The following is a 25,544-nucleotide window of genomic DNA, read 5'->3' as shown; positions in this document are numbered from 1 at the left end:
TTAACATTTATTCAAGGGCTCCTTGAAAAAGATAATGTTAAAAGCCTCTCAAATTGAAACCTTAGGGTCTAAACTTAAGAACAAGCCACCTGCCTAGGCCATCTACCCCAGCTGTTGCGTCGTAGACCAACTCAACAAAGCCCGTTCCGCTTACTGTAATTTGAGAAGTTGCTAGGGTTACAAAACGATTTTCGGGTGCTGCTGCCCCATCCTCTTCCTTAAGTCTTAAGTTTTGTTCTTCTGAAAAATACAATGTGATTCGTCTTCCGTGGAAGCCTCCAGAGATTCCTGTCAAATTTATGGTACTGGAGTAGCCATATACACGAATGAAGGTGCTTGCCTCATTAGATTCTCCTACACCAAGCAAAGCACTGACATTATTTAATGTTGTTCCTTCAACAGCTATTAAAGGACTTAGATCTAGTTCACCAATATTACGCGTTACCGGTGCTAACTCGAGAGTGTTTTCGTTAACGATAAGTCCGGCTCCGGTAGTTGTCCTACTCAATCTATTTGCTGATGAAATTCCGGTAAGGGAAACCGCTACACCCGATGCGTCAATTAAATTTTCAACACGCACTGTACCATTTACATCAAGTGTTGCATCTGGAGTATTGGTATTGATACCAATCTGAGCAAAGCCTGTGGCTTGAAAAAGTAAAAATAATACGAGTAGTTTTCTTATCATATAAGGCCTTGAGTTAATCGTGTATTGAAAGGAATAACCAGCGTTGCGCAGTACCATCATATAGCAGTTCTACACATCCTTTACCTGAAATCGTTTCTGAACCTGCGAGTACTTTGATGCGGTTCTCGGCTTGAGATCCTGCAGAATCCGTGTCTGATTCATCCATAAATTGAATGTTACCCGTATCTACATTATAAAAAAACAAGTGCAAACCGTCTACTCCATCTTGTATTCCTGTAAGCTTGCCATTAGCCGGTAAATTATAAACCTTAACGACAGACATCCCCTCATTAGGTTCGCCCGGCCCCAGGCCTAATTCTAAATCATGAATAAAATTACCATCGTAAGTAATGCCACCCAGATCCTGACTGCCAATACCATAAAGAACATTGCCTTGCACATTTACTTTTCCGTTTGTGAGCGTTAGCGTATTCTGAATGTTGATCGTAGTTAAAGTTCCCTCATCATCGGCTCCTATAAGTCCCAAAGGCGCTGTAATTGAAGGACTGCTTTCGACGCGTACAGAACCCACCACGTGCAAAGTTTCCTGAGGATTGGTCGTACCAATTCCTACCTGCGCATAAGAACCCAGCGTACTCAAAAAAAGAAGTAAGTTCAAAAAGTATCGCATTTTCCTAGCTTCGAATGTTGACTAAAATCCATTTTTCCTGAACACCATCATAAATAAACTCGGCTACACCTTCCCCGTTAATACCTTCATTAGAACCAGAACCTGTAATTATTTGATTCTCGGGACTGCTGTTTGCATTAAGATTGAAGAAAGTCACATTGTTACCCTGTGCATTGTAGAGGTAAAATATACGCCCGTCATAACCGTTGGCAAATCCCGTCATATTGTAACCGTTAGATTCGCCTGTAATGCGTAATACAGCATTTTCATTATTATAAGAATCGATACCTATATCATAATTATTATAGATCACCGTGGTTGCAGCATCAGCGCTCTGATCAACTTCACCTACAAATAAAATATTATCATCTGTACTGTCTTCGATAACCTGAAGTTCGCCATCAACAATATTCAAGTCTGCAGAAAGCTGTAAATGTGTTAAATCACCCGCAACACTTACACCTACCAGACGTGTAGGCACTATGGTAGCATCTGGTTCAAAAACCAAATCACCTACAACGTGAAGTGTAGCTTGAGGATTACTTGTACCGATTCCTACCCTTGCCGTTTGCGCAAACAGAACAGGCGATATCATGGAGAAAAAACAAACTATACTAAAACGAAAAACGTATGTATGGGCTGCCTTCAAATTTTAGACTATTTTAACAAAAGTAAGAATAAACAAGATTAAAAACACATTTTAATCGATAAAAAGCGTTTATTAAATTTTAAATAGCATAAAACGAAAGGAAAAAGCCTACAAACATATTTAATCAATTGAGCCAAAAGACGTCTCCCTATTTGAAGTAAACCACCTCAAGGCAAGCCCCTGGTTTGGAAACGAACGTTTAATTTCGAGGCTTGCCTCAAAGTATTTGACCCTTTGGCGGTGCCAACAAAAAAAGCCACCCAAATGGGTGGCTTTTAGTATTCTTTGAGTGTCCCGTCCTGAAATAAGTTGACACAAATTCGACTTATTTATGAAAGACTCAGAAGGAGCTGAGAAGAAACGCACTCAGCGTGATTACAATTTAGGCTTTAAATTGGCGGTTGTATCTCAGGTAGAAAAGGGCGAAATGACTTATAAGCAAGCCCAAAAAGCATATGGTATTCAAGGAAGGAGTACTGTTTTGGTTTGGTTACGCAAACACGGTAACTTAGACTGGAGTAAACCAAAGACAAGACTTACCTGTAACACAATGAAAGAAACACCTGCTCAAAAGATCAAGAGGCTTGAAAAAGAGCTATCAGATGAGAAGCTTAAAAATAAGATTCTCAACACGATGATCGACATCTCAGATCAGCAATACGGAACTTCTATTCGAAAAAAGCATTTGCCCAATCAATCCAACGAATCCGGCAAGAACACCGACTAAGCCTGTCACGTTGTTGCAGATTGTTTGGGATAAGCAGACAGGCTGTCTATCAATCAGAAAAGCGAGAACAGATAAGAGCTGATGAACTTGCTTTAATCAAACCGCTGATTTTAAGGGTCCGCCGGCAAATGCCAAGGCTAGGCACTCGTAAACTGTATTATTTACTCAAGGTTGAGTTTCAAAAGATGGGAGTTAAAATAGGCAGAGATGCCCTATTTGACTATCTCAGGTCAGAATCAATGCTTATAAAACAAAAAAAGAATTACACAAGAACAACAGATTCTAGGCATTGGCTAAAAAAACACCCCAACCTGATGAAAGATGTTACGCCCGTAAGACCAGAGCAATACTTTGTAAGCGATATTACTTACATCAAGAGTAGAGAAAGAACTCACTATCTTTCCTTGGTGACAGACGCTTTTAGCAGAAAAATAATGGGCTACCACCTAAGTGATGATATGAGTGCAGAAAATGTAGTTAAAGCAATGAAAATGGCTAATAAAAGTAGAACCACATCAAGCGAGGTAATACACCATTCTGACAGAGGCTTGCAATATTGCTCCTCGTTATATCAAACTCAATTGAAGCGATCAAATGCATTACCATCAATGACAGATGGGTATGACTGCTATCAAAATGCGTTAGCAGAACGAATTAACGGGATATTGAAGGAAGAGTTCTTCATAAACAAATGCAATACAGGTAAAGAACTCAGACTGTTGATTCAGCAGTCAATAAAAACATATAACAATGAAAGACCACATCTAAGCCTTAACTACAAAACACCTAATTTTATACACAACAAAAAATCCGGTGAAGCTAGCTTCACCGGATTGATTTAAACTTTTAAAAACTGTCAACCTATTTTAGGACGACTCAGAGACAGATATTTTACAAGTCTTCTGCAGATGCTATCATTTCTGCGATGTCTAACACCTGTACACTATCTTCTTTTTCTTTATTCTTAACACCATCGGTCATCATTGTATTACAAAATGGACAACCCGCGGCGATCACTTCTGATTTGGTCTCGAGCGCCTCTTCTGTACGAGCAATATTTACATCCTGAGTACCGGGTTCTGGCTCTTTAAACATTTGTGCCCCTCCTGCCCCGCAACAAAACCCTTTGGTTTTACAACGTCGCATCTCTACAAGTTCTACTTCTAGTTTTTTTAGAAGGTCCCGTGGCGCTTCGTAAATACGATTGGCCCTTGCTAAGTAACAAGGGTCGTGAAAAGTAATACGCTTACCTTTAAACTTTCCGCCTTCGACGGTAAGTCGGCCCTCGTTGATCAAGGCTTTTAAAAACTGCGTATGGTGCAACACCTCATAATTTCCGCCTAAACCAGGATACTCATTGGCAATGGTATTGAAACAATGCGGACATGCAGTAACGATTTTTTTTACCTCATATCCGTTCAAAACTTCAATATTGGTAACCGCCTGCATTTGAAACAAAAATTCATTTCCCGCACGTTTAGCAGGATCTCCTGTACAGCTTTCTTCGGTACCGAGTACTGCAAAGTCAACTTCGGCTTTTGCTAAGAGTTTAACAAAGGCCTTTGTGATCTTTTTGGCACGATCGTCAAAACTTCCGGCGCAGCCCACCCAAAATAAAACTTCTGGGGATTTGCCCTGAGCCATATATTCGGCCATCGTAGGTACCTTGATCGCTTCTGCCATAATTTAATTTTTAGCTCTTATTTAAAAGAATTAATCTTTAAAGACCTCAATAGTTACATCTTTCTCTACAAGATCTGTAAACTTCCCTTTGTAACGTGTAGCACGTACCAGGTGATTGTCTATCCAGTGGTAATTACCTCCACGTGGTTTCCCCATCAACAAACTGTGATAATTGAAACCGTGCTCGTTAAGCCAGTTTTCGGTCACTTCGCGATGCTCTTCAGTACGTGAAGTAAAGAAGCAAATAATATGACCTTCATCATACCACTTGTTTAAAGTTGCTAAAGCATCTGGAAACGGCTTACAGGTCGCCATACGCTCTGGCTCTTCGTTAGGAACATCTTCTGTGATGGTTCCGTCTATGTCAATGAGGTAGTTTTTAACACCTTCTGGCAAAACCGGACTTACGTGTTCTCCGTCTTGCAGCTTGTCGCTTAACATTTTGTCTACTTCCTCTTTTTTCATGAGTTCTCTATTTTGATTTTACTGGTTGGTTTACTAATTCTCGTTGATCCAATTGGCTCTATCCATTTGATTAAACGGCCAAGGAGCTGCATTATTTTCGATATTGGTCATCGCATTATTCAAGTCTGTTGGCGCAGCACTTTGCTCCATTACGAGGTATTGACGCATGTCCATAATAATAGATAATGGATTAATACCTACCGGGCAAGCTTCAACACAAGCATTACAGGTCGTGCACGCCCATAATTCTTCTCGGCTAATATAGTCATCTAATAATTGCTTACCATCTTCTTTGAAGGTTCCTTTATTAGCATCTATATTTTTACCAATATCTTCAATACGATCGCGCGTCGCCATCATAATTCTACGCGGAGATAATTTTTTGCCGGTTTGATTGGCAGGACATTCGCTGGTACATCTACCACATTCTGTACACGTGTAGGCATTAAGCAATTGTGCCCAACTTAAATCTGTTGCCTCACTCGCTCCAAACTTCGCAGGAACCTCTTCCTCTGCACCTTCCTCAGGCATTGCATATGGATCAGCATCAGGATCCATCATCAATTTTACTTCATTGGTAACCGCCTCTAAATTGTCAAATTGTCCCTGAGGTTTCAATCGTGCGAAATATGTATTAGGAAAAGCAAGCAGAATATGTAAATGCTTAGAATAATATAAATAATTCAAAAAGACCAGAATTCCTAAAATATGAATCCACCACGCCGCTCGCTCAACTAATATTAATGATGCAACGCTCATATTCTCAAAAAGCGGTGCGATAAACTGACTTACAGGGAAAGCTCCTACGATGCCTTCTGCACTTGCATAATGCTCGGCACCTTTGGTTTGTAAGCTTAGATCTGCTGCGTTCATTGTTAAAAACAAAAGCATCAGTACAACTTCAAAATAAAGAATGAGGTTCGCATCTAACTTAGGCCAACCTTTCATCTCTCTATTCAAGAAGCGTTTGATATGAAGTATGTTTCGGCGGATCCAAAATATGATCACACCTACTAGTACCAAAAGCGCAAAAATCTCAAAGACTCCAATCAGGAAATCATAAAATCCTCCGAGGAAACTAAAAATTCGATGCGTACCGAAAATCCCATCGATGATAATCTCGAGCACTTCAATATTTATAATGATAAAGCCGAGATACACTAAAACGTGAATGATACCGCTCACCGGGCGCACGACCATTTTATATTGACCCAGAGCGATCTTGGCCATGTTCTTAAACCGCTGCCCTTTGTTATCACTGCGGTCTTCTTCACGACCTAACTTAATGTTGCGAATTAGCTTTTTGATATTGAACACAAAAAAACCAACTCCTGCCAGTAGGGCAATAACAAACAAAATATTAGGTAAATACTGCATAAGGTTTATCTAAGTGAATCTTTAGGCTCTTCGTAAGGTCCGGGATTTTTTCCAAATACTGAAAAGTGTACGTAACGTTTTGGATTAAGTTTGATGTCTTGCATCAACTCTTCCATTTGCTTGGTAGCACGCTCTAGGTTATTATACATCTGGTCATCGTTGATGAATTGTCCCAGAGTTCCTTCGCCGTTTTCAATTTTTGAAGAGATGCTTTCAAAGTCTGCAAGCACGCTTTCCATACGCAAGACAAGTGCATTAATGTCTACTTTAGAAAGACTATCGCTTACCTTATTAAAGTTGGCAGACATCTCATCAAGATTGGTAAAAGTACGGGTGAGCTTTTGATCGTTATCTGCAAGTAGTTTGTTTAAATTTTGGGAAGCCTGATTAAAATTGGTTGCAGTTTCACTTATTTGAGCAATCGTTTCCCGTAGATTCTTTCTGGTTTTTTGATCTAAAACATCAGAAACGCCAACCAACACAGAATCTGTGCTATTGATCACTTCTTCTACTTTTGCCTGTAAAGGTGTTAAACGCTCATTAACGAGTTCAAAAATACCTTCATCAATAGTGCCTTCAAGCGTGTCTCCTGATTGTGCAGTTTCACCTCGCTCATAATCCGGAACAATAGACAGGTTTTTACCGCCTATGAGTCCGCCACCATAAATTTGAGCTTTACTACTTGTTGAGAACTGAAAATCATTCTGAACATTAAAAGTGACCAGCAAGTCTCCTCTTGAATCTGCAAAATCTATAGACAATACCTTACCTACTACAAGGCCATTTATTGTGACATTTGAACCCGGTGATAAGCCTTCTACGTTATCGTAGATGGCATAATATGTACGGTCGTTATTTAAAAGATTATTCCCTTTTAAAAAACTGTAACCGAAGATCAGCAGAGCTATGGCCACTACCGCCAGAAGTCCTGTTTTTACTTCTCTAGAAATGTTCAATGTAATTTTTTTTTGATGAGCCTCAAATTTAGGAATAAATTCTATTAAGGCTTTACGCCCTAACTTTTATTTATAAAATCATTAGCGTTTTGCTTGATTCCATTTTTGAAGGCCACAATGTATGCCGTAGTATAACCTTTAGCCTTGGCTTCCCGAAGCATACGTTCTATTTCGGTATAATTTGAAGTGTCGCCGTAGTAGTATTTATAAAGCTTGCCTTCTTTACTGCGCTGAATACCTCGCAAGCCTTTAAAGTTATAAGGCTTTGTTTCTAAACTTCTGCTACTAGCCGCTATTTGTACTTTGAAAATGGCATCTTTAACCACCACATCGTTTACCTCTACTGCAGGCACTACTTTTTTAACGCCTAAAAAATCATTAGTGGTCACATTCTCTTTATACTTTACCACCGCCTGTGCTACTGCGTGTGCAATATCACGCTGACCTTTTGAAGAATTAAGATAACGCCCTTCTTCGGTATTGGTGATAAAACCGGTTTCAATAAGAATACTAGGCATAACGGTTTGGTGCAAAACCACAAATCCCGCCTGTTTGACGCTTCGGTCTTTGCGGTGCAATTTCTGACGGAAATTATCTTGCACATAACTCGCAAGCTGAATACTCTGATCTAGAAATTCTTCTTGCATCAAGGTCAACCCGATAAGTGATTCGGGAGAATTTAAATTATACTGTGCATATTTCTCCTCGTAGTTGTCCTCCAGATAGATCACCTCGTTTTCGGCCTTTGCTACTTCAAAATTGGTTTTGTTTCGGTGCAATCCTAAAACATAGGTTTCGGCTCCTGAAGCCTGTGAATTATGCGCGTTACAATGCACCGAAATAAACAAATCTGCTTCCGCTCTGTTAGCAATCGCACCACGTTCATCCAATTCAACAAACACATCGGTTTTACGCGTATAAACGATTTCTATATCTTTTTGTTTTTGCAATTCTTCGCCTATAAGCAATGCGATTTTAAGCGCAATATCTTTTTCAAGGATTGCTCCTCGTGCATTTTTACCCGGATCTTTACCACCGTGTCCGGCGTCTATCACCACTACAAATCGCTTAGAGTCAACAGGCTTAAGATTAGCTAAAGCTCGCTGAAAAGGAAGTGTAATTAAAAATACTAATATATAGATTGTTGTCGTTCTCATATTTGGGTAACGTCTTAAAACCACCTTGTATTTTGCAAATTGCAGGCCAGATTAAATTATAGGTAGCGCTTTAGATTTTATCATTCATCAAAAATCAAAAAAATTAGAACATCACTAAAGTTTTAAGCGCACAGATTTAATGCGCATTACTTTAGGGCTTCTAAAAAATAGATGTAATTTTGGCACTTTGAAATTTGCCCTTACATTTACAAAAATAGTATTAATCCCATTGCAAACAAAGATCCTTTCCGTACTGCTCATTTTAGGCTTAAGCCTTATTTGCTATGGGTCTTTGTGGGCTCAAGACCTACCGATTAATACTTTAAAAACGATCCCTGCAGACACGGCAAACATAGACAACCGACTCAAGCCTACCGGGTCTTTACTTCCCGAACAAGTTACAGAACAGCAACAAGATAGTACGCTAAAAGATAGTATCGCAGCTCCTCGCGAGGCGCTTACCGATATTGTAAAATACAGCGCCACAGACTATTCTACTTTTGACCGCCGCGAGAATAAGCTTTATCTCTACAATGAGGCAAAGGTTGCTTATACCGATATTACCATCACGGCCGGTCAAATAATTGTAGACAACAATACCAACACGGTTTTTGCTAAAGGAATAACCGATTCTACGGGTTATAACCAGCCGCCTGTTTTTGTTCAAGGCCCAAATACCGTAGAACCCGATTCGATCAAATATAATTTCAAGACCGAAAAAGCGCTTATTTACGGTTCGCGTACACAGCAGCAAGAATTTTATATTAAAAATGAAGTAAGTAAACGGGTGAACGACTCTGTAGTGTTCATGAAAAATGTGCGCTTCACCACCAGTGAAAATGAAGACGACCCCGAATATTATTTTTATGCGCGCAAAGTAAAATTTGTACCCAACAAAAAGATTGTCACCGGTCTTGTGAACATGTTCGTATATGATGTTCCCATACCCTTAGGAGTACCGTTTTCTTATTTCCCTATGGAAAAAGAAACCAGCGTTTCGGGATTTATTATGCCTTCTCCCGGGGAGAATAATGAGCGTGGCTATTTCCTGCAGAACGGGGGATATTATTTTGCGGTAAACGATTATATGGATCTCACCTTAACAGGAGATTATTATACTAACGGAAGCTACGCCTTACGGGCAGCCAGCAGTTACAGGAAGCGCTACAGCTTTAGCGGAAACGTGAACATTCGTTTTGAACGCCTGCTCAACAGTGAGCGCGGTTTACCCGACTTCTCTGAAACCAACACCTATAACATTCAGTGGTCACATAGTCAGGATACCAAGGCGAGTCCTAATTCGCGTTTTTCTGCTTCGGTAAACTTGGGAAGTAGCAATTATTTCCAGCAATCTACAAACATCGATAACACAGCGAGTAGATTAACAAATACTTTGAGCTCTTCGGTTTCTTATTCTAAAACCTTTCAAACGGTTCCGCAGGTCAATCTGGCGTTAACCGCACGACATTCTCAAAACACCCGAACGCAAGCAATTAATATGACCTTGCCCAGTGTACAGCTTAACGTAGATCGAATTTACCCTTTCGCACCTTCTTCAGGCAGCAAAAAGGGCTTTTTTCAAAATATAAATTTCAACTACAGTATGAGCGGCGAAAACCGCTTTGAAACCACAGATAGTTTATTTTTTACACCGCAAATGTTTAGAGATGCTGAGTTAGGCGTACGCCATAGTATCCCTATCACTACCAACTTTAAACTGTTCAAGCACTTTAGTGTTTCGGCAAGTACAAACGTTCAGGAAAGCTGGGTTTTTGAAACTATCGATCAGCGTTTTGATCCTACGCTACGCGAAATTGTGCAAGATACCATAGGTGGTTTTGATCGTTTTACAACTTATAATTTTAGCACCAGCGTAGGTACCACGGTTTACGGGCAGGCTAACTTCGGCGACGATAAAAAAATACAAGCCATACGGCATACGATGAAGCCTTCGCTTTCTTTTAATTACAACCCGGGTTTTGATCAATATTACGAGACGTTTCTCGCGTCCGAACTCAACAACCCCAATGGAAATTTAACCCGTGAGGTAAGCTATTCTCGATTTGAAGGTGGTTTTTATGGTGCTCCAAGTAATTTTAGCTCTAGTGGAGTAAGTTTAAGCATCAATAACACCGTTGAGGCCAAAGTACGAGACAAAGACAGTACGGCTGTAGAACCCAAAAAGATCGACCTCATCAGCAACTTGGCGATCTCGACAAATTATAACTTTCTGGCAGACAGTCTAAAATTGAGTCCGGTATCAGTGCGTGGTACCATTCCTATTATTCAAAGCAAATTAAGTGTCAATTTTAATATGATCCTTGACCCTTATGCGCTAAATAACAATAACAGACGTATTGACAAACTGAATATCGCCAACGGCGGAAGCTTATTTAGACTTACCAATGCGAGTGCCAACTTTGGCTATTCCTTCAGCAGTAAAAGCTTTGGAAAGGAAAATGATGACCGTGAAGGAGAAGACACGCAAACAGCCCGTAACGGCGGGAGGCGCGATAACCTCCTTGGTGAAGACAGCAGGCAGCTTCAGAATAAATTTAACGATACCGAAGGTGCAGATGAAGACCCTGATGAAAATCAAGAACTTTACAACTACACCATCCCTTGGAATTTACGTGTGAATTATAATGTGAATTATGGGAATGCGGCACGCCAAAATGCGATCACTTCGCACGCGATCAACTTTAGTGGTGATGTAGAATTGGGCGAAAAATGGTTTGTAGGAGCTTCATCGGGTATTGACCTGACCACAGGCAAATTCACTCCTACGCAATTGCGTTTTGCTCGGGATTTAGAGAGTTTTAATATGACGTTTGCCTGGACACCCTTTGGCACCTATGCATCTTGGAACTTCTTTATAGGAATCAAATCTAGCGTGTTGAGCGACCTCAAATACGAGCAGCGCCGTACGCCAGACCAACAACTTTAAACCAATCTAAAAAACCAAATACGATGAAAAAAATTATCAGCACAACCAACGCTCCGGCACCCATAGGACCTTATAATCAAGCGGTTTTTGCAGGCGATACGCTTTTTGTAAGCGGTCAAATTCCATTAGATCCTAAAACCGGCGAACTTGTAAGCGGGGATATTGCTGCGGAAACCAAAATGGTAATGCAAAATTTAGAAGCTATTTTAACCGAAGCCGGACTTACTTTTGAAAACGTGGTTAAAAGCTCGATCTTTTTAAGCGACATGAACAGCTTTGCTCAAGTAAATGAGGTTTATGGAACCTTCTTTAATGAAGAAACAGCTCCTGCGCGTGAGACTGTAGAAGTTGCAAACCTTCCAAAATTTGTAAATGTGGAGATCTCAATGATCGCGATCAAATAACACAAGAGGAAAAAACACGTATATCAAATATTTGGCAGTAGCCCATAAAAAAAGCCTGAAAGAAAACTTTCAGGCTTTTTTTATTGAGTAATGATAGTGCATTACACCATCATATAATTTTTGTGATAAGCTACCAAACCTTCGATAGGACGCTTCAATACTTTTCCTATTTTAAGATCGTATTCTTCAAGAAGCTCTTTGAGTTCGCTTTGTAGATAGAATGCAATCGATCCTACAAAGTGAACAGGAATTTCTCTAGCGTTATCAAACTGAAGAATTTGATGCTCTATAAATAATTTAAACCCTTTGCGTATTAGTTTTTTACAGTAATCGTGATCTTTATTGGTAATCACAAAACGAGCAAACTGTGCTAAATAGGTGTTTGGGTTAGGCATTTTGTATAAATGGTTCTTTATACTTTCTGCTGTTAAATCAAACTGCTTAGCAAATTCATAAGCGAGTTCCTTTGGTATTTTATTGAAATGGAAATCACGCAGCAATTGGCGACCAAAATAGTTACCGCTTCCGTCATCCATCAAAATATATCCTAAAGAAGTTACTTTCTGCTCGATATTCTCACCATCATAAAGACTACAGTTAGATCCTGTTCCTATAATACAAACAATACCAGCTTCATCTTTTTTAGTAGTAGCATAAAGTGCGGCATAGGTATCTTCTTTAATGTCGATTTCCTGAGCCTTATCAAAAAAGTCCTGAAATACACCTTGAATTAACTCCTTGGGTTTCTGAGTACCGCAACCGGCCCCATAAAAGTGAACGTGCGTTACATCGTGACGATGCTTGTACAATTCATAATTGTTGATGATACGCTCTGTCAAGATTTCTGCAGACAACACTTGTGGGTTAAGCCCAAAAGTTTGTGTTTGAAAAATCTCTGCACCTTCGGCATTTAATGCGATCCAGTCTGTTTTGGTCGATCCGCTATCTACTAATAATATCATGTGTTTGTGAGAGTTTAAAAAACCCTTTAAACCCGAGGAGGTTTAAAGGGCATATATTCAGTTAATACGATTATAGTGAATTAACGTATTCCGCTAAGTCAACTAACTTGTTTGAATATCCAAACTCGTTATCATACCAAGAAACGATCTTGAAGAATTTAGAATTCAATTCGATACCAGCACCTGCATCAAAAATACTTGTACGTGGATCACTTACAAAGTCCTGAGAAACTACTGCTTCTTCAGTATAACCTAATACACCAGCCATTTCACCTTCAGAAGCTGCCTTAAAGGTCTTCTTGATGTCTTCATAGCTCGTATCTTTAGAAAGTTTTACCGTTAAATCTACTACAGATACATCTGGAGTAGGAACACGGAATGCCATACCGGTAAGTTTTCCTTTTAATTCAGGAATTACTTTAGTTACTGCTACTGCAGCACCAGTACTTGCAGGAATGATGTTTGCTAATGCAGAACGACCACCTCTCCAGTCTTTCTTAGAAGGACCGTCTACAGTCATTTGAGTTGCTGTAGTTGCGTGAACAGTTGTCATTAAAGCCTCTTCAATTCCGTATGCGTCGTTAAGCACTTTTGCTAATGGAGCAAGACAGTTTGTTGTACAAGAAGCATTAGAAACGATATTGTTATCAGCAGTTACGTCTTTGTGGTTTACACCCATAACAAACATAGGCACGTCTTTAGACGGTGCAGAGATCACAACTTTCTTAGCACCTGCTTGCAGGTGATAATCTGCAGTTTCCATAGAAGTAAAGATACCTGTACATTCTGCAACAACATCTGCTCCTACTTCATCCCACTTAAGGTTTTTAGGGTCACGCTCTGCGGTAATACGTACTGTTTTACCATCTACCACAAGATTACCATCTTTTACCTCAACAGTACCATCAAAATTACCATGTACTGAGTCGTATTTTAAAAGGTATGCAAGGTGCTCAACGTCTAATAAGTCATTAATCGCCACAACGTCTACGTTATCACGTTTTACAGTTGCTCTAAAAACGATACGACCTATACGGCCAAAACCATTAATACCTAATTTTAAATTTCCCATTGTATTTACTATTTGATTTGTATTACTAATTATGTGGTCATTATTTCAGACACACGAACGAGTTCTTTATTTATATGCGTTTTTCCTTTGATCGCTTTCTCAATCGGGTAGAGCTCCATCTTCTCGTGTTGAATTCCTACCATGTAGTTGCTTTCTCCGGCTAAAAGTGATTCTACAGCTTTTACGCCCATTCTACTAGCCAAAACACGATCGTAACAACTTGGAGAACCTCCACGTTGCATATGCCCCAAAACCGCGACACGTACATCGTAACCTTCAAGGTTTTCATCTACGTAATCTTTGAGTTCAAATACATTTTTCCCGGTCTTATCTCCTTCAGCTACTACCACGATACTAGAAGTTTTACCACTGGCTTTACTGCGTAATAAAGATTCTAAAAGACGATCTAAACCTAAATTCTCTTCAGGGATCAAAATCTCTTCTGCCCCTGCTCCGACACCTGCGTTAAGTGCAATATGGCCTACATCACGCCCCATCACCTCTACAAAGAATAAACGGTTGTGCGAACTCGCTGTATCGCGTATTTTATCGATAGCCTCTACCGCAGTATTTAATGCTGTATCGTAGCCTAAAGTTTTATCTGTACCACTAATATCATTATCAATAGTACCGGGGATTCCCATTATAGGAAAGTTGTATTCTTTATTAAAGATAAGACCACCGGTAAAAGTACCGTCTCCTCCAATAACGACAAGGCCGTCAATATTGTTCTCTTTTAAATTATCAAAGGCAATTTTTCTACCTTCGGGTGTTCTAAATCGGTCAGAGCGTGCCGATTTAAGCATTGTACCACCTCTATTAATGATATCGCGTACGCTTCGCGCATCCATAGGTTCAAAATCTCCATCAATCAATCCCTCATACCCACGGTAAACACCTACGCAATCTATTTTATGATATGCACAGGTACGTACTACTGCACGTACGGCTGCATTCATTCCAGGGGAATCTCCACCAGAAGTTAAAACTCCGATTTTTCTAATTTTTTGTGCCATTTACTGTTGAATGAGAAGTAAAAATAGCAATTGAATTGCATATTCCTAAGCCATTCTTAATGAAATTCGTGGCTTTCGCAATTTCAATCGTTATCGTTAACAACTATTTTTTAAAAGTGGATAAATTTGGGGTATTTATAATCTAAATAGGCTGTTTTTAGTAGATTAAAAATTTAGATATCCTCAAAATATCATATTCTCAAAAGAATTTAAAATCTACCTATTGCTCGAAACCGTTGTAGGGAATTTCAGAATCTGGTTGAATAACCTTGATTTCTTCTTCGACCTCCCGAGCTTTACCCTTAAAAACTTTTTGAATCAGTTCTTTAAAGGTATTAAAGTCTACCGAATAAGATAATCCTGCACCTTGCGTATAGCCTTCGTTGTTTCGAGCTACAAATTGAATGTCTGTCTGGCGGTTGAAAATGGTGGCCCGCAGACTTCCGTCTTCATTCAATAGGAAATTCACCTCAACATCACCCACAACCGCTTGCTCGCTGATGCCTCCCACAGGTACACCCACTTTACCATTGATCAATACTTTCTTTGAAATTTGGGTAGAAAGCGTAAAACCAAAACGCCCTGAAGTTTGTAAATCTGGACGATTATCGGCCTGCACATAATCTAGTCCTACATTAAATTTACCATCCTCATCAGATAGTAGATCATTAAAAATGCCCGAAGCGGTTTCTATCAGGTTTCCGTAGGCTGCAGATTGCGCATCTATACCGCTCTGGCTAAAAAACGCCCCTTGTGTAACTAATGAAAATGCCTGAAGCTCTCGAGTGGCTCTGTTGTCAAGACGATAAGCCAGCTCTGAAGTTACGATAGAGCTCGTATTCGGGAATTCAAAATCAAAGGTGATTTCCGGCTGTACGAGTTCGCCGTCCAAATTGATGATCACATCCACCGGAATCTTTCGGTTAATGGAAGGATTTTCAAGCAAGATCGATGGGTTTGCTTGTGTATTATAGACTGCACTGATATCAAGCAAGGCTTCTGTAGGATTTCCGTCCCAACTTATTTTACCTTCCGGCAGAATATTAAATTGTTTCTGCACAACTCCACTATATCTAAAGTTGTAAGTCCCTGAGTACGGTGTAAAGTCACCAAACATATTGAACTTACCGTTGGTATTGATCTGTATAAGCAAATACCCTGCTCCGCGTCCTTTTAAAGTACTTCCGTTTACCTCATCCACAACGATCTCTACTTCAGCATCGCGTGTAACTTCAAGATCAAAATTTAACTCGAGCCCTTTTATTTCTTCAATAACCACTTCTTCACCTTCCAGGCGCGCCTGCTTTTCTTCGGGACTTAGAAAGTAAATATTGCTGTTGTCGCCAAAAGATTCTGTATCACTCAGCGGAATTTTAAAGACGGTTCCTTCTTCGGTAGTCGCTGTCACGTCGATCACGAGTTCATCTGTAGGCCCGGTAAGACTGGCATCTCCACTAATAAAAGCTGTACCGTAATACAAGGCAAAGTCGTCGGGTTCTGTATCTAGAACAACAAGTCGGTTTGTATTGACATCCAGGTCTAAATCCCAATCTCTAAAGTATTGATGACTTATGGTACCACTCAAGGTTCCGGTTGTTTTGAACTTAGTATCTACCAACGCAACAGAACCAAATCGAAATTCCTGATTGTCGAGGGTTACCCGAGCTGTCCCTCTAAAGTCATAGTCGGTATTTAAATAAGGAATCCCCAAACCGGCCTCGCGCAATAAAATTTCGCCATCAATATCCGGATTGCGATAGTCGCCCGTCACGCGGGCGCGACCACTAGCCAAGCCACGAATTTTTGAGATCACGTCGCCTCCCAAAGGACTAAATGCTTTCATATTTAATTTTCGCAGCTGTACATCAAGGTCTATTGCCGGATTTTCTGCTGCGACGTTAATCGTTCCTAATGCCGAAAGGACTTTGGTATTATCGTTATTTAAATGGGTGTCTATTTGATAATTGGTTAGACTTTCATCTCCTTCAACTGCCAAATCCAAGTCGCCCATCAAAATATCATTTATGGTGAAGTTTGCAATATTTACAGAGCTATTGGGCAAATACACGCCTTCCTTTTGAAGGATATCCAGATTCCCATTCACTAAACCACGCAAGTCTAAACTGTCTATATAAGGTGTGATGTGAGATAAGCGTACATTCTCAAAATTTGTTTTTATATCCTTATAGGTACTGTCTTTAACAGCACCTTTTAAAGAAATGCGCTCCTCTTCGTGAGACAAGACCAATTCTTTAAGTTCCCAATCTAAAAAGTTGTTATCAAAAACAAGCTTGTTATCCTTATTATCTGTCTCATTTAAAAACCACTCGTTATTTTTAAATTTGAGACTACTGCGTTTAAATCCAATTACCGAATTATTCTCTTCGTTGATCGTATGGTAAAAACTCAAGTCATAATTATCCTGCTTTTGCGGACCTCCTTTAAATTCTGAACGTATAAAGAGTGTATCCTTTAAGGTTACATTGATCAAATTGAAATCACTCACGCCATAAATTCCTGTACCAATACTATCTGCCTCTACGTACGCATTGAAGAGCGGATTTTTATTATCTACGCGTACGTTTATTGCTTCGGCTAAAACTCCAAAAGCTTTTATGCGCGGTGATCTGAAGGTTAGCTTAAATTCTGAATCATCTGAAACCACACTACCCCGCACAAAGGTATCGGGCTCTAATTCGATATCAGGGACCAAAACCTCAACAATCTTACTGTAAATCTGAATATTGAAATCCATAAACTGATTTTCAGTGATTTTTCGCGGCTCATAATTGGTATACAAACTTCCTACTGCATTTTGAAATAAGGCTTTTAGATCTCCTATTTTAAACACTCCTGAAACCTGTCCCGAAATAATATCTGGTGAATTCATCGTGATCGTGCGTATGCCACGTCTAAATCCTGAAGTGATCACAAAATCCTGAAATTCATACAGATCATTTGAATTTTCAAAGCTTGCTTCGGTAAAAGCGATCACACCACCTGTATCATCGATGTTAGTACCTCGCATATCCATCACCACTTTTCCTTTTAAAACTGCTGAAGTATCTTGTAAGAAATTGAGCTTTCCTAAATCGATATGGTCAATCTCTGCGGTAAAATCATAAGTGTGTATTTCTTTAGATACATCTATCAAACCGTTAAAGGTGAAATTGGCATTAGGATCGGTTATGGTGAGACGCCCATCAAAATTGGGGTTTTGCAAATTTCCCGCAACGCTTATTCCTTGATAGGTATACTTATTATAGCGAGCACTGCTAATCGTACCTTCTACCTGGGTATCTAAGGTTTCTGGCTCAACTCCAGAACCATCTACCTGAACATTAAAGGTGATATTCTCCAACTCCGGAACTTTGAGCAAGCGGCCCATGTTAAAATCTTCTCCGCGCAGCATTCCTACATAGGAAGCATTTTGAATATTTTGCGTGTTTTTCAGGTCAATATCGGTCTCCAGAAGTCCGAGATCGGTTTGAACAATACTTTTTACATAAACCGTGTTTTCGGTAACGTTAAGTGTGCCATTAAGGTCTACAGTTCCCAAACGCACCAATTCTTCAGGTAGGTTATTACCCAAAACATTAGGAAGTAAGGCCGTTAGGTCAAGATAACTCGTTTTTAACTGCCGGTAGTTTCCTTCAATATTAAAAGCATTAACATCACTAAGAAGTTGTTCAAACTTCACGTCACCTTGCACTCTACTGGTATTGAACCCCGCTAAATCAAAATTGGTTACTCTAAAATCATTCAACGTTCCCTGCATTATCCCGGAAAGCATTATTTTCTCTCCTGCACCAAATTCAGCATAGAACGCTTGTAAATCTGTAGTTGAAATTTCGCTTGGCTCAAAATCAATATTGAAAATCACCCGATTATTAAAATCCTCAAAGGCATTATTACGGGTATCAAGGTATACATCTCCTCGTATCACCGAGTGTTCTGTTGAAAGCACCATCCCGTTGAGTATGATTTCGTCAGGACTGTATTTAAAGTCGGCTTCTAGACCTCTCAAGTGATAATCCCTGTCGGCATCAAACCTCAACTCCTTAATCTGTGCGGAAACCGTCACATCGTCAAGATCAAAATCTTCGGCTAAAAGATGCAAGTCTCTATAATTAACAACTTCTGGCGTGTCTAGATCTTCATCGATAAATTTGAAATGCATATGATCGATCTCAACTTCAGAAGAAGACAATTTAAAAGGCGTGCCTCCGGTTTTCCCCGTGTTGAATTTCTGAGAAAAAATATACAGGTTATCATTTTCTTCTCCTTGATATTTTTTCACATAGAGTTTTGCCTCATCCAGAAAAACACCACCTAAAGGCATTTCATTTTTGATCAAGGCACGTATGCTCAGCAAGCTTGTCTCTACCGTTTCGGCATAAATCAAGGTGTCTTGATGATGATCTGCGATATACACGTCTTTAATGAGCGCATTCCCGTTATATTTTAAACGTATTTTTTGAATGGAAATATCCGTACCATAGGTTTCGTTCAGCGCGCTGGTCACCTTTTTTGCAACCGAAGTCTGTACCGCAGGAATCGAAAAAATAATTAAAAGCAATGCAAAGACACCTATTAAAATAAATAGGGTTCGCGTAATTATTTTTCTAAATTTTCTGATACGTTTTTAAGTTTTAACTTTGTCCCGCTTTAGCTTCATAACAAAAACTAAAGTCTAATTTTATTGAAACAGTACGTGTGTACTTCTAGCATCAACATTACTATTTGATGTTGTATTGCTTAAAAATTAATCATTGAGATAAACCTCAACATATTTAATCCCTGTTTGGGTAAAAGTACATTAACATTCCCTATACCTAGCGACCTAATGTCAAAAAATAACACCTATATCCTTGCTATAGAATCTTCTTGTGACGATACAGCGGCTGCTGTGCTTCACAACGACAAAACCCTTGCAAATGTTGTGGCGGGTCAGGCTGTTCACGAGCAATATGGCGGTGTTGTTCCTGAGCTGGCATCACGCGCACATCAGCAAAATATTGTTCCTGTGGTGCACGAGGCGTTGCGCAAGGCAAATGTAAAAAAAGAAGCGCTTAATGCGGTCGCTTTTACCAGCGGTCCCGGACTTATGGGCTCATTACTCGTAGGAACCTCTTTTGCCAAATCTCTTGCGATGGGATTAGACATCCCTTTGATCGATGTGAACCATATGCAAGCGCATATTCTTGCACATTTTATTGAAGAAGAAGGTTATGACAAACCCGAGTTTCCGTTTTTAGCAATGACGATTTCCGGTGGACATACGCAAATTGTTCGGGTTGACAGCTATTTTGAAATGACTGTCATTGGTCAAACCTTAGACGATGCTGTAGGTGAAGCTTTTGATAAAAGCGCCAAAATTCTTGGCCTCCCTTATCCCGGCGGGCCCTTGATCGATAAGTACGCGCAACTGGGAAATCCTAAAGCGTATAAATTCACAAAACCCAAAGTAGGCGAGCTTGATTTCAGCTTTAGCGGACTTAAAACTGCTGTTTTATATTTTTATCAGAAGGAGATCGCTGCAGATCCTGAATTTGTAGATAAAAATCTGAATGATATCTGTGCTTCCATTCAGTATACGATCATCAATATCTTGATGGATAAGCTCAAGAAAGCGGTAAAACAAACCGGAATCAAACACGTTGCCATCGGCGGTGGGGTTTCAGCCAATAGCGGGATTCGCAAAGCACTTAAAGAAGCTGAACAAAAATATGGCTGGAAAACTTTTGTACCCAAATTTGAATATACCACAGACAATGCTGCAATGATCGGGATTGTGGGCTACCTTAAATATCTAGAAGAAAACCTTGCCGAAACCGGTTACACCGATACTCAAGTAATGGCGCAATCACGACTTAAAATTTAAGTATGCAACTCTTTTATCATCCTGAAATTGCTGCGGAAGCTAAAGAAGCAACTTTTCCTAAAGACGAGAGCAAGCACATCGTAAAAGTACTTCGCAAACGTACCGGTGACGTGCTGGATATCACTAACGGAAGCGGAAACTTTTTTAAGGCTGAAATCATTTCGGCAAGTCCGTCAAACTGTACGGTTAAGATCTTAGAAGTAACCTCAGAACAGCCACTACCCTATCATTTACATTTGGCTGTTGCGCCAACAAAGTTGAATGATCGTTTTGAGCTTTTTCTCGAGAAAGCGACTGAAATAGGAATTTCTGAAATCTCTCCTATCATTTGCGATCATAGCGAGCGCAAGGTCATTAAAGAAGAGCGTTACGAGCGTATCATTCAAAGTGCGATGAAACAGTCGTTGAAAGCGCATATTCCTAAACTGAATGAAGCGCAATCCTTCAGTGATTTTTTAGAGACTACAAAAACTTTCAACGGAGATCGCTTTATCGCGCATTGCGAAGAAACCAACAGATTTTCACTGAAGCAAAAACTTCAGCCTAAAAGAGACGTTTTGATCTTGATAGGTCCTGAAGGCGACTTTTCACCCAGCGAAATAGAACAAGCGATTCAAGCCGGATTCAGTCCCGTAATGCTTGGAGAAAGCCGTTTGCGCACCGAAACTGCTGCGATCGTAGCCACGCACAGTGTTGCCTTTGTAAACGAAGTCTAATCAAGACATTATTTGCACCAAAAGTTCTTTGAGCAAATCTCCCTGCGAAAGATTGTAAGCGCCCACACCTTTACTTTTTACATCAGCCGTGCGTAGTAAATTAACGATGTGACTCACTTTTTTCATCGGGTAGTTGCGCGCCGCATCTACATACTGACTTACAAAATAAGGATTCACTTTAAGCGCTTTTGCGACGGTGCTTTTGTCTTTACTCGGCAAACCGTGATAGATCAATAAATTTTGAAAGAAGCTAAAAAGCAAAGCAATGGTTACGACCATAGGATTATCCTTAGGATTCTGACTAAAATAATTGATGATACGATGCGCTTTCACCACATCTTTCTCACCAATGGCGCGCTGCAACTCAAAGTTGTTAAAGTCTTTACTGATCCCGATATTCTCTTCTACCGCAAGTGGCGTGATCGTGCTGCCCTCGGGAAGAATTAGTCGAAGTTTTTCTAATTCATTATTGATCTTTGACAAGTCGGTACCAAGGAATTCTACGAGCATATGCGCGGCTTTGGGTTCTACGGTGTAGCCTTTGCCAGACATCACACGGCGAATCCAATCGCCCACTTGATTTTCATACAGCTTCTTACTTTCAAAGATGAGTCCGCTCTTAGCGATCTCCTTATACACGCGTTTGCGCTTGTCGAGCTTTTTATATTTATAGCAAAACACCAAAACGGTGGTAGGCTGCGGATTTTCGGCGTAAGCCTCAAGTTTGTTCTTGCTTTTATCGGGTTGCGCCAGAATTTCGCGTGACATATCCTGAGCTTCCTTTACGATGACCACTTGACGCTCTGCCATCATCGGGAAACGTTTGGCTTGCGATAATACATCATCCAGAGACACATCGCGACCGTAAAGCACCATTTGATTAAACCCTTTTTCTTCTTCGGTCAACACATTATCTGCAATATAGTCTGCGAGCTGATCTATATAATAAGGTTCTTCCCCCATTAAAAAATAAATAGGTCTTAGATTGCCTTTTTTAATATCCTTTACAATGCGTGTAACTTCTTCTACCAAGGTTGTATTGAATCTCTTTTTTTATATGCTTATCCCGATGGGGACGAAGTTTTAAAACTGATGCAGGCCTAAAAATTCCGAAGGTTGATTACCTTTGAAACGATGCAAGAATTGAATTTTCCTCCATATGCCTTCAGGCTCAAAAGTAGCGAAAATAAACCGCTTATATTTGACCCCATTCGTAAAAAATTTGTGGTACTCACCCCTGAAGAATGGGTACGCCAACACGTAGTAAAACATCTTTTGAGCGTTTATAAATACCCTTTATCGCTTATAAATGTTGAGAAAGAATTAAAGATTAACAACACCTCAAAGCGTTATGACGGGGTTATTTTTAATCCTGACGGAAGTATTTTTCTAATTATTGAATGTAAAGCGCCTAAGGTTAAAATCACACAAGAGACTTTTGACCAGATCGCGCGCTATAATCTTGCGGTAAAAGCAGAATATTTAATGGTTACCAACGGTCTCAATCACTACTATTGTCAAATGGATTATGAAGCTAAAAAATATATCTTTTTACGAGATATCCCGGTTTACAGCTTATGAAAACAGCCATCGTCATACTCAACTGGAACGGTAAAAAACTGCTTCAAGAATTTTTGCCCAGCGTCATCAAGCACAGCGCGCATTTAGCAAGCATTTACGTCGCCGATAATGCTTCAACCGATGCTTCTGTCTCTTTTATACAAGCTGAATTTCCGCAGGTGAAGATCATTCAGAATACTTCAAATGGCGGATATGCTAAAGGTTATAATGATGCGCTTCAACATCTGGAAGAAGAACTTTTCATCCTGATGAATAGTGATATTGAAACGACTCCGGGATGGTTAGAACCTATGATCAAGGCTTTTGAAAGCGATAAAAATTTGAGTGCTGCACAGCCTAAACTTTTAGACTTAAAAAAGAAAACCCATTTTGAATATGCAGGCGCCGCCGGAGGATTTCTCGATTCTCTGGGCTATCCTTTTTGTCGCGGACGCATTTTTGACACCTGCGAAAAAGACACCGGGCAATACAATGATACTTTAGAGATTTTTTGGGCGAGTGGTGCTTGTCTAGCTGTGCGCAAGTCCGTTTTTTGGGAAGCCGGCGCGCTAGATGAAAACTTCTTTGCGCATCAAGAAGAAATCGATCTTTGCTGGCGGATAAAAAATTTGGGATATTCCATTAAATACCTAGGAGCAAGTGCGGTGTATCATTTAGGCGGAGCGACTCTGGAACAGATGAATCCGAAGAAAACCTACTTGAATTTTAGAAACAACCTGATGCTTTTGCTTAAAAATGTAGCCGGATTTAAAGTCTACCCTATTTTATTTACGCGAATGTGTCTCGACGGGATCGCCGCTTTTAAATTTTTAGCTGAAGGAAAACCGAAGCATTTTACAGCGGTGCTCCAAGCACATTTCAATTTTTATGCCCAAACTCCAAAACTGCTTAAAATCCGTAGTCATACCGCCGGAAATCGGCCTTACGCCAAAGTCAAATCTATCGTCTGGGCGTATTTCATACGGCAAAAGAAGCACTACACCGACCTATTTTAACAAAATTTAAAGTATTGTTAAGGTTGGGCAATTGGGCACTAATTTTAATAAATTTGACGTTACTAAAAATTAAAGATAACAACTAAAATTATGAGAAAATTAATGATTGTATCGGCATCAGCGCTGGTACTTCTTTCCTCTTGTGTATCTCAGAAGAAATATGCGGCATTAGAGGCTAAACAAAAAGAAACGCAGGATATGCTTAATACAGCTACCGTTAAACTTAATGCTTGTTTAGCACAAAGTGAAACGATGAAAGAGCAAATCACTGATCTTAGAAACGCGAATAATAATCTCATCAATACTCAAGGAAATTTAACTACACTTTCAGCAAAAGGTGCTGAGAACTTAGAAAAATCTCTTGAGCAAATGAAAGAAAAAGATCTTCAGATCAAAGCTTTCCGTGATGCGATGAACCGTAAGGATTCTGTAACTCTTGCACTTGTTACAAGTTTAAAAGGAGCTATCGGTAACTTAAACGATGAAGACATCGAGATCAATGTTGAGAAAGGTGTGGTTTATGTTTCTATCTCAGATAAACTTTTATTCAACAGTGGTCGTTGGGATGTAACTAACCGTGCTAAGGAAGTTCTTGGTAAAGTTGCTACTGTAGTGAAAAACAAGCCAGACATCGAGTTTATGGTAGAAGGTCATACAGACAGCCAGCCTATCAGCACTTCTGTAATCGAAGATAACTGGGATCTTAGTGTGAAGCGTGCAACAAGTGTAGTACGTATTCTTCAAGAAGAGTTTGGTGTACCACCAGAGCGTATGGTTGCAGCAGGTAGAAGTTACTACGTGCCTTTAGCAAGTAATGATACTGCAGAAGGTCGTGCGCGTAACCGTAGAACACGTATTGTTGTTCTTCCTAAGCTAGACCAATTCTACAAAATGATTGAAGAAGGAATGCCTAAAAACTAAGAACAGTTAGTTTTAAAATATTAAAACCCGGTCTTGCGACCGGGTTTTTTATTGCTTTCATCAAAGGGTTTTCTATTTAGGATTTGTATTTAAATGGTAAGTTCCCCTTTTCCTTCTCTTAATACAACCGCCTCGCCACTGGTCAAATCAATCACGGTAGACGGAATATTACCTCCATAACCACCATCAATCACAACATCTACAAGCTTATCCCATTTTTCCAGAATTAATTCAGGATCTGTGGTATATTCGATCACATCATCTTCATCATAAATTGAAGTTGAAATGATAGGATTGCCAAGATGACTCACAATTGCGCGTGCAATGTTATTATCTGGCACCCGTATTCCCACGGTTTTCTTTTTCTTGAAAACAGTAGGTAAGTTGTTGTTTCCCGGAAGAATGAAAGTATATGGTCCCGGCAATGCGCGCTTTAACAATTTGAACGTTGGCGTATCTATCTGCCGCACATAATCTGAAAGATTACTCAGATCTTCACAGATGAATGAAAAATTTGCCTTTGCTAATTTCACTCCACGCAATTGTGCAACACGTTCGAGCGCCCGGTTGCTTGTAATATCACAACCTAAACCATAAACCGTGTCTGTAGGGTAAATGATCACCCCATCATTTTTTAAAACCTCAACAATGCGCTTGATCTCGCGCTCGCTTGGGTTTTCATCATAAAGTTTTATAAACTCTGCCATTAGCTG

Annotated in this window: 22 protein-coding genes; 8 read left to right on the top strand and 14 right to left on the bottom strand. The window is 39.8% G+C overall.

The features are described 5' to 3' along the window. Positions 1 to 61 precede the first annotated feature (61 nt). Genes MED217_RS05165 through MED217_RS05155 form a run of 3 tightly spaced genes read right to left on the bottom strand, consistent with a single transcriptional unit; the run spans position 62 to position 1,914 of the window. Positions 62 to 688, bottom strand: a complete 627-nt coding sequence (locus tag MED217_RS05165; protein ID WP_009779423.1) for a hypothetical protein — start codon at positions 686 to 688, stop codon at positions 62 to 64. A 13-nt stretch (positions 689 to 701) separates the two neighbouring features. After that, positions 702 to 1,307: a hypothetical protein gene (locus MED217_RS05160; RefSeq protein ID WP_154648911.1), complete on the bottom strand. Its 606-nt coding sequence runs from the start codon at positions 1,305 to 1,307 to the stop codon at positions 702 to 704. 16 nt (positions 1,308 to 1,323) lie between these two features. Beyond that, a complete protein-coding gene (locus MED217_RS05155; protein ID WP_009779421.1) occupies positions 1,324 to 1,914 on the bottom strand; it encodes a hypothetical protein in 591 nt (196 codons plus the stop codon). A 385-nt stretch (positions 1,915 to 2,299) separates the two neighbouring features. On the opposite strand from MED217_RS05155, the gene MED217_RS05145 reads away from it, so the two are divergent. Next, positions 2,300 to 3,537 (top strand): IS3 family transposase gene (locus MED217_RS05145; RefSeq protein ID WP_230199236.1). Its coding sequence is split into 2 segments (ribosomal slippage): positions 2,300 to 2,642 and positions 2,642 to 3,537, totalling 1,239 coding nucleotides; the frame shifts between segments, so codons are not numbered across the junction. Positions 3,538 to 3,586: 49 nt separating this feature from the next. On the opposite strand, the gene MED217_RS05140 is transcribed toward MED217_RS05145, so the two are convergent. Genes MED217_RS05140 through MED217_RS05120 form a run of 5 tightly spaced genes read right to left on the bottom strand, consistent with a single transcriptional unit; the run spans position 3,587 to position 8,333 of the window. Further along, entirely contained in the window at positions 3,587 to 4,378 is a 792-nt protein-coding gene (locus MED217_RS05140) for a (Fe-S)-binding protein (protein ID WP_009779420.1), read from the bottom strand. A 30-nt stretch (positions 4,379 to 4,408) separates the two neighbouring features. Then, positions 4,409 to 4,843 (bottom strand): LNS2 domain-containing protein, encoded by a 435-nt coding sequence (locus MED217_RS05135; RefSeq protein ID WP_009779419.1) that lies wholly within the window; start codon positions 4,841 to 4,843, stop codon positions 4,409 to 4,411. Between the two features lie 33 nt (positions 4,844 to 4,876). After that, positions 4,877 to 6,220, bottom strand: coding sequence for a 4Fe-4S dicluster domain-containing protein (locus tag MED217_RS05130; protein WP_009779418.1), 1,344 nt, complete (start codon positions 6,218 to 6,220; stop codon positions 4,877 to 4,879). Positions 6,221 to 6,225: 5 nt separating this feature from the next. Continuing rightward, on the bottom strand, positions 6,226 to 7,176 hold the full coding sequence (locus MED217_RS05125) for an MlaD family protein (protein ID WP_009779417.1): 951 nt from the start codon (positions 7,174 to 7,176) through the stop codon (positions 6,226 to 6,228). Positions 7,177 to 7,235: 59 nt separating this feature from the next. Beyond that, positions 7,236 to 8,333, bottom strand: a complete 1,098-nt coding sequence (locus tag MED217_RS05120) for an N-acetylmuramoyl-L-alanine amidase family protein (protein WP_009779416.1) — start codon at positions 8,331 to 8,333, stop codon at positions 7,236 to 7,238. Between the two features lie 139 nt (positions 8,334 to 8,472). Between MED217_RS05120 and MED217_RS05115 the strand changes: the two genes are divergently transcribed. After that, positions 8,473 to 11,280, top strand: a complete 2,808-nt coding sequence (locus tag MED217_RS05115; protein WP_009779415.1) for a putative LPS assembly protein LptD — start codon at positions 8,473 to 8,475, stop codon at positions 11,278 to 11,280. 23 nt (positions 11,281 to 11,303) lie between these two features. Then, positions 11,304 to 11,684: a RidA family protein gene (locus MED217_RS05110; RefSeq protein ID WP_009779414.1), complete on the top strand. Its 381-nt coding sequence runs from the start codon at positions 11,304 to 11,306 to the stop codon at positions 11,682 to 11,684. A gap of 101 nt (positions 11,685 to 11,785) precedes the next feature. Here MED217_RS05110 and MED217_RS05105 read toward each other — a convergent pair whose 3' ends face one another. The 4 genes from MED217_RS05105 to MED217_RS05090 form a co-directional block, all read right to left on the bottom strand. Continuing rightward, positions 11,786 to 12,646, bottom strand: coding sequence for a BadF/BadG/BcrA/BcrD ATPase family protein (locus MED217_RS05105; RefSeq protein WP_009779413.1), 861 nt, complete (start codon positions 12,644 to 12,646; stop codon positions 11,786 to 11,788). A 70-nt stretch (positions 12,647 to 12,716) separates the two neighbouring features. Next, entirely contained in the window at positions 12,717 to 13,718 is a 1,002-nt protein-coding gene (gene gap / locus MED217_RS05100; protein ID WP_009779412.1) for a type I glyceraldehyde-3-phosphate dehydrogenase, read from the bottom strand. 29 nt (positions 13,719 to 13,747) lie between these two features. Next, positions 13,748 to 14,734, bottom strand: a complete 987-nt coding sequence (gene pfkA, locus MED217_RS05095) for a 6-phosphofructokinase (RefSeq protein ID WP_009779411.1) — start codon at positions 14,732 to 14,734, stop codon at positions 13,748 to 13,750. Positions 14,735 to 14,954: 220 nt separating this feature from the next. Then, on the bottom strand, positions 14,955 to 19,313 hold the full coding sequence (locus MED217_RS05090; protein WP_009779410.1) for a translocation/assembly module TamB domain-containing protein: 4,359 nt from the start codon (positions 19,311 to 19,313) through the stop codon (positions 14,955 to 14,957). 267 nt (positions 19,314 to 19,580) lie between these two features. Between MED217_RS05090 and tsaD the strand changes: the two genes are divergently transcribed. After that, a complete protein-coding gene (tsaD, locus tag MED217_RS05085; RefSeq protein WP_009779409.1) occupies positions 19,581 to 20,618 on the top strand; it encodes a tRNA (adenosine(37)-N6)-threonylcarbamoyltransferase complex transferase subunit TsaD in 1,038 nt (345 codons plus the stop codon). A 2-nt stretch (positions 20,619 to 20,620) separates the two neighbouring features. Continuing rightward, the gene (locus MED217_RS05080) at positions 20,621 to 21,334 is read left to right on the top strand and encodes a 16S rRNA (uracil(1498)-N(3))-methyltransferase (RefSeq protein WP_009779408.1); all 714 of its coding nucleotides are present in this window, start codon (positions 20,621 to 20,623) and stop codon (positions 21,332 to 21,334) included. Here MED217_RS05080 and holA read toward each other — a convergent pair whose 3' ends face one another. Then, positions 21,335 to 22,366: a DNA polymerase III subunit delta gene (gene holA, locus MED217_RS05075; RefSeq protein ID WP_009779407.1), complete on the bottom strand. Its 1,032-nt coding sequence runs from the start codon at positions 22,364 to 22,366 to the stop codon at positions 21,335 to 21,337. Between the two features lie 102 nt (positions 22,367 to 22,468). On the opposite strand from holA, the gene MED217_RS05070 reads away from it, so the two are divergent. The 3 genes from MED217_RS05070 to MED217_RS05060 all read left to right on the top strand — a co-directional run bounded on the left by MED217_RS05070 (position 22,469) and on the right by MED217_RS05060 (position 24,831). Further along, positions 22,469 to 22,915, top strand: coding sequence for a type I restriction enzyme HsdR N-terminal domain-containing protein (locus MED217_RS05070; RefSeq protein ID WP_040533248.1), 447 nt, complete (start codon positions 22,469 to 22,471; stop codon positions 22,913 to 22,915). Beyond that, the gene (locus tag MED217_RS05065; RefSeq protein ID WP_009779405.1) at positions 22,912 to 23,910 is read left to right on the top strand and encodes a glycosyltransferase family 2 protein; all 999 of its coding nucleotides are present in this window, start codon (positions 22,912 to 22,914) and stop codon (positions 23,908 to 23,910) included. Before MED217_RS05070 ends, MED217_RS05065 begins: the two co-directional genes overlap by 4 nt. Positions 23,911 to 24,000: 90 nt before the next feature. Next, a complete protein-coding gene (locus tag MED217_RS05060) occupies positions 24,001 to 24,831 on the top strand; it encodes an OmpA/MotB family protein (protein WP_009779404.1) in 831 nt (276 codons plus the stop codon). An 89-nt stretch (positions 24,832 to 24,920) separates the two neighbouring features. Here MED217_RS05060 and MED217_RS05055 read toward each other — a convergent pair whose 3' ends face one another. Continuing rightward, on the bottom strand, positions 24,921 to 25,538 hold the full coding sequence (locus MED217_RS05055) for an L-threonylcarbamoyladenylate synthase (RefSeq protein ID WP_009779403.1): 618 nt from the start codon (positions 25,536 to 25,538) through the stop codon (positions 24,921 to 24,923). Positions 25,539 to 25,544 lie beyond the last annotated feature (6 nt).

Origin of the sequence: Leeuwenhoekiella blandensis MED217 (genome assembly GCF_000152985.1) — a bacterium.
GTDB classification, from domain to species: Bacteria; Bacteroidota; Bacteroidia; order Flavobacteriales; family Flavobacteriaceae; genus Leeuwenhoekiella; species Leeuwenhoekiella blandensis.
This window is presented reverse-complemented; position numbering and strand designations above follow the sequence as displayed.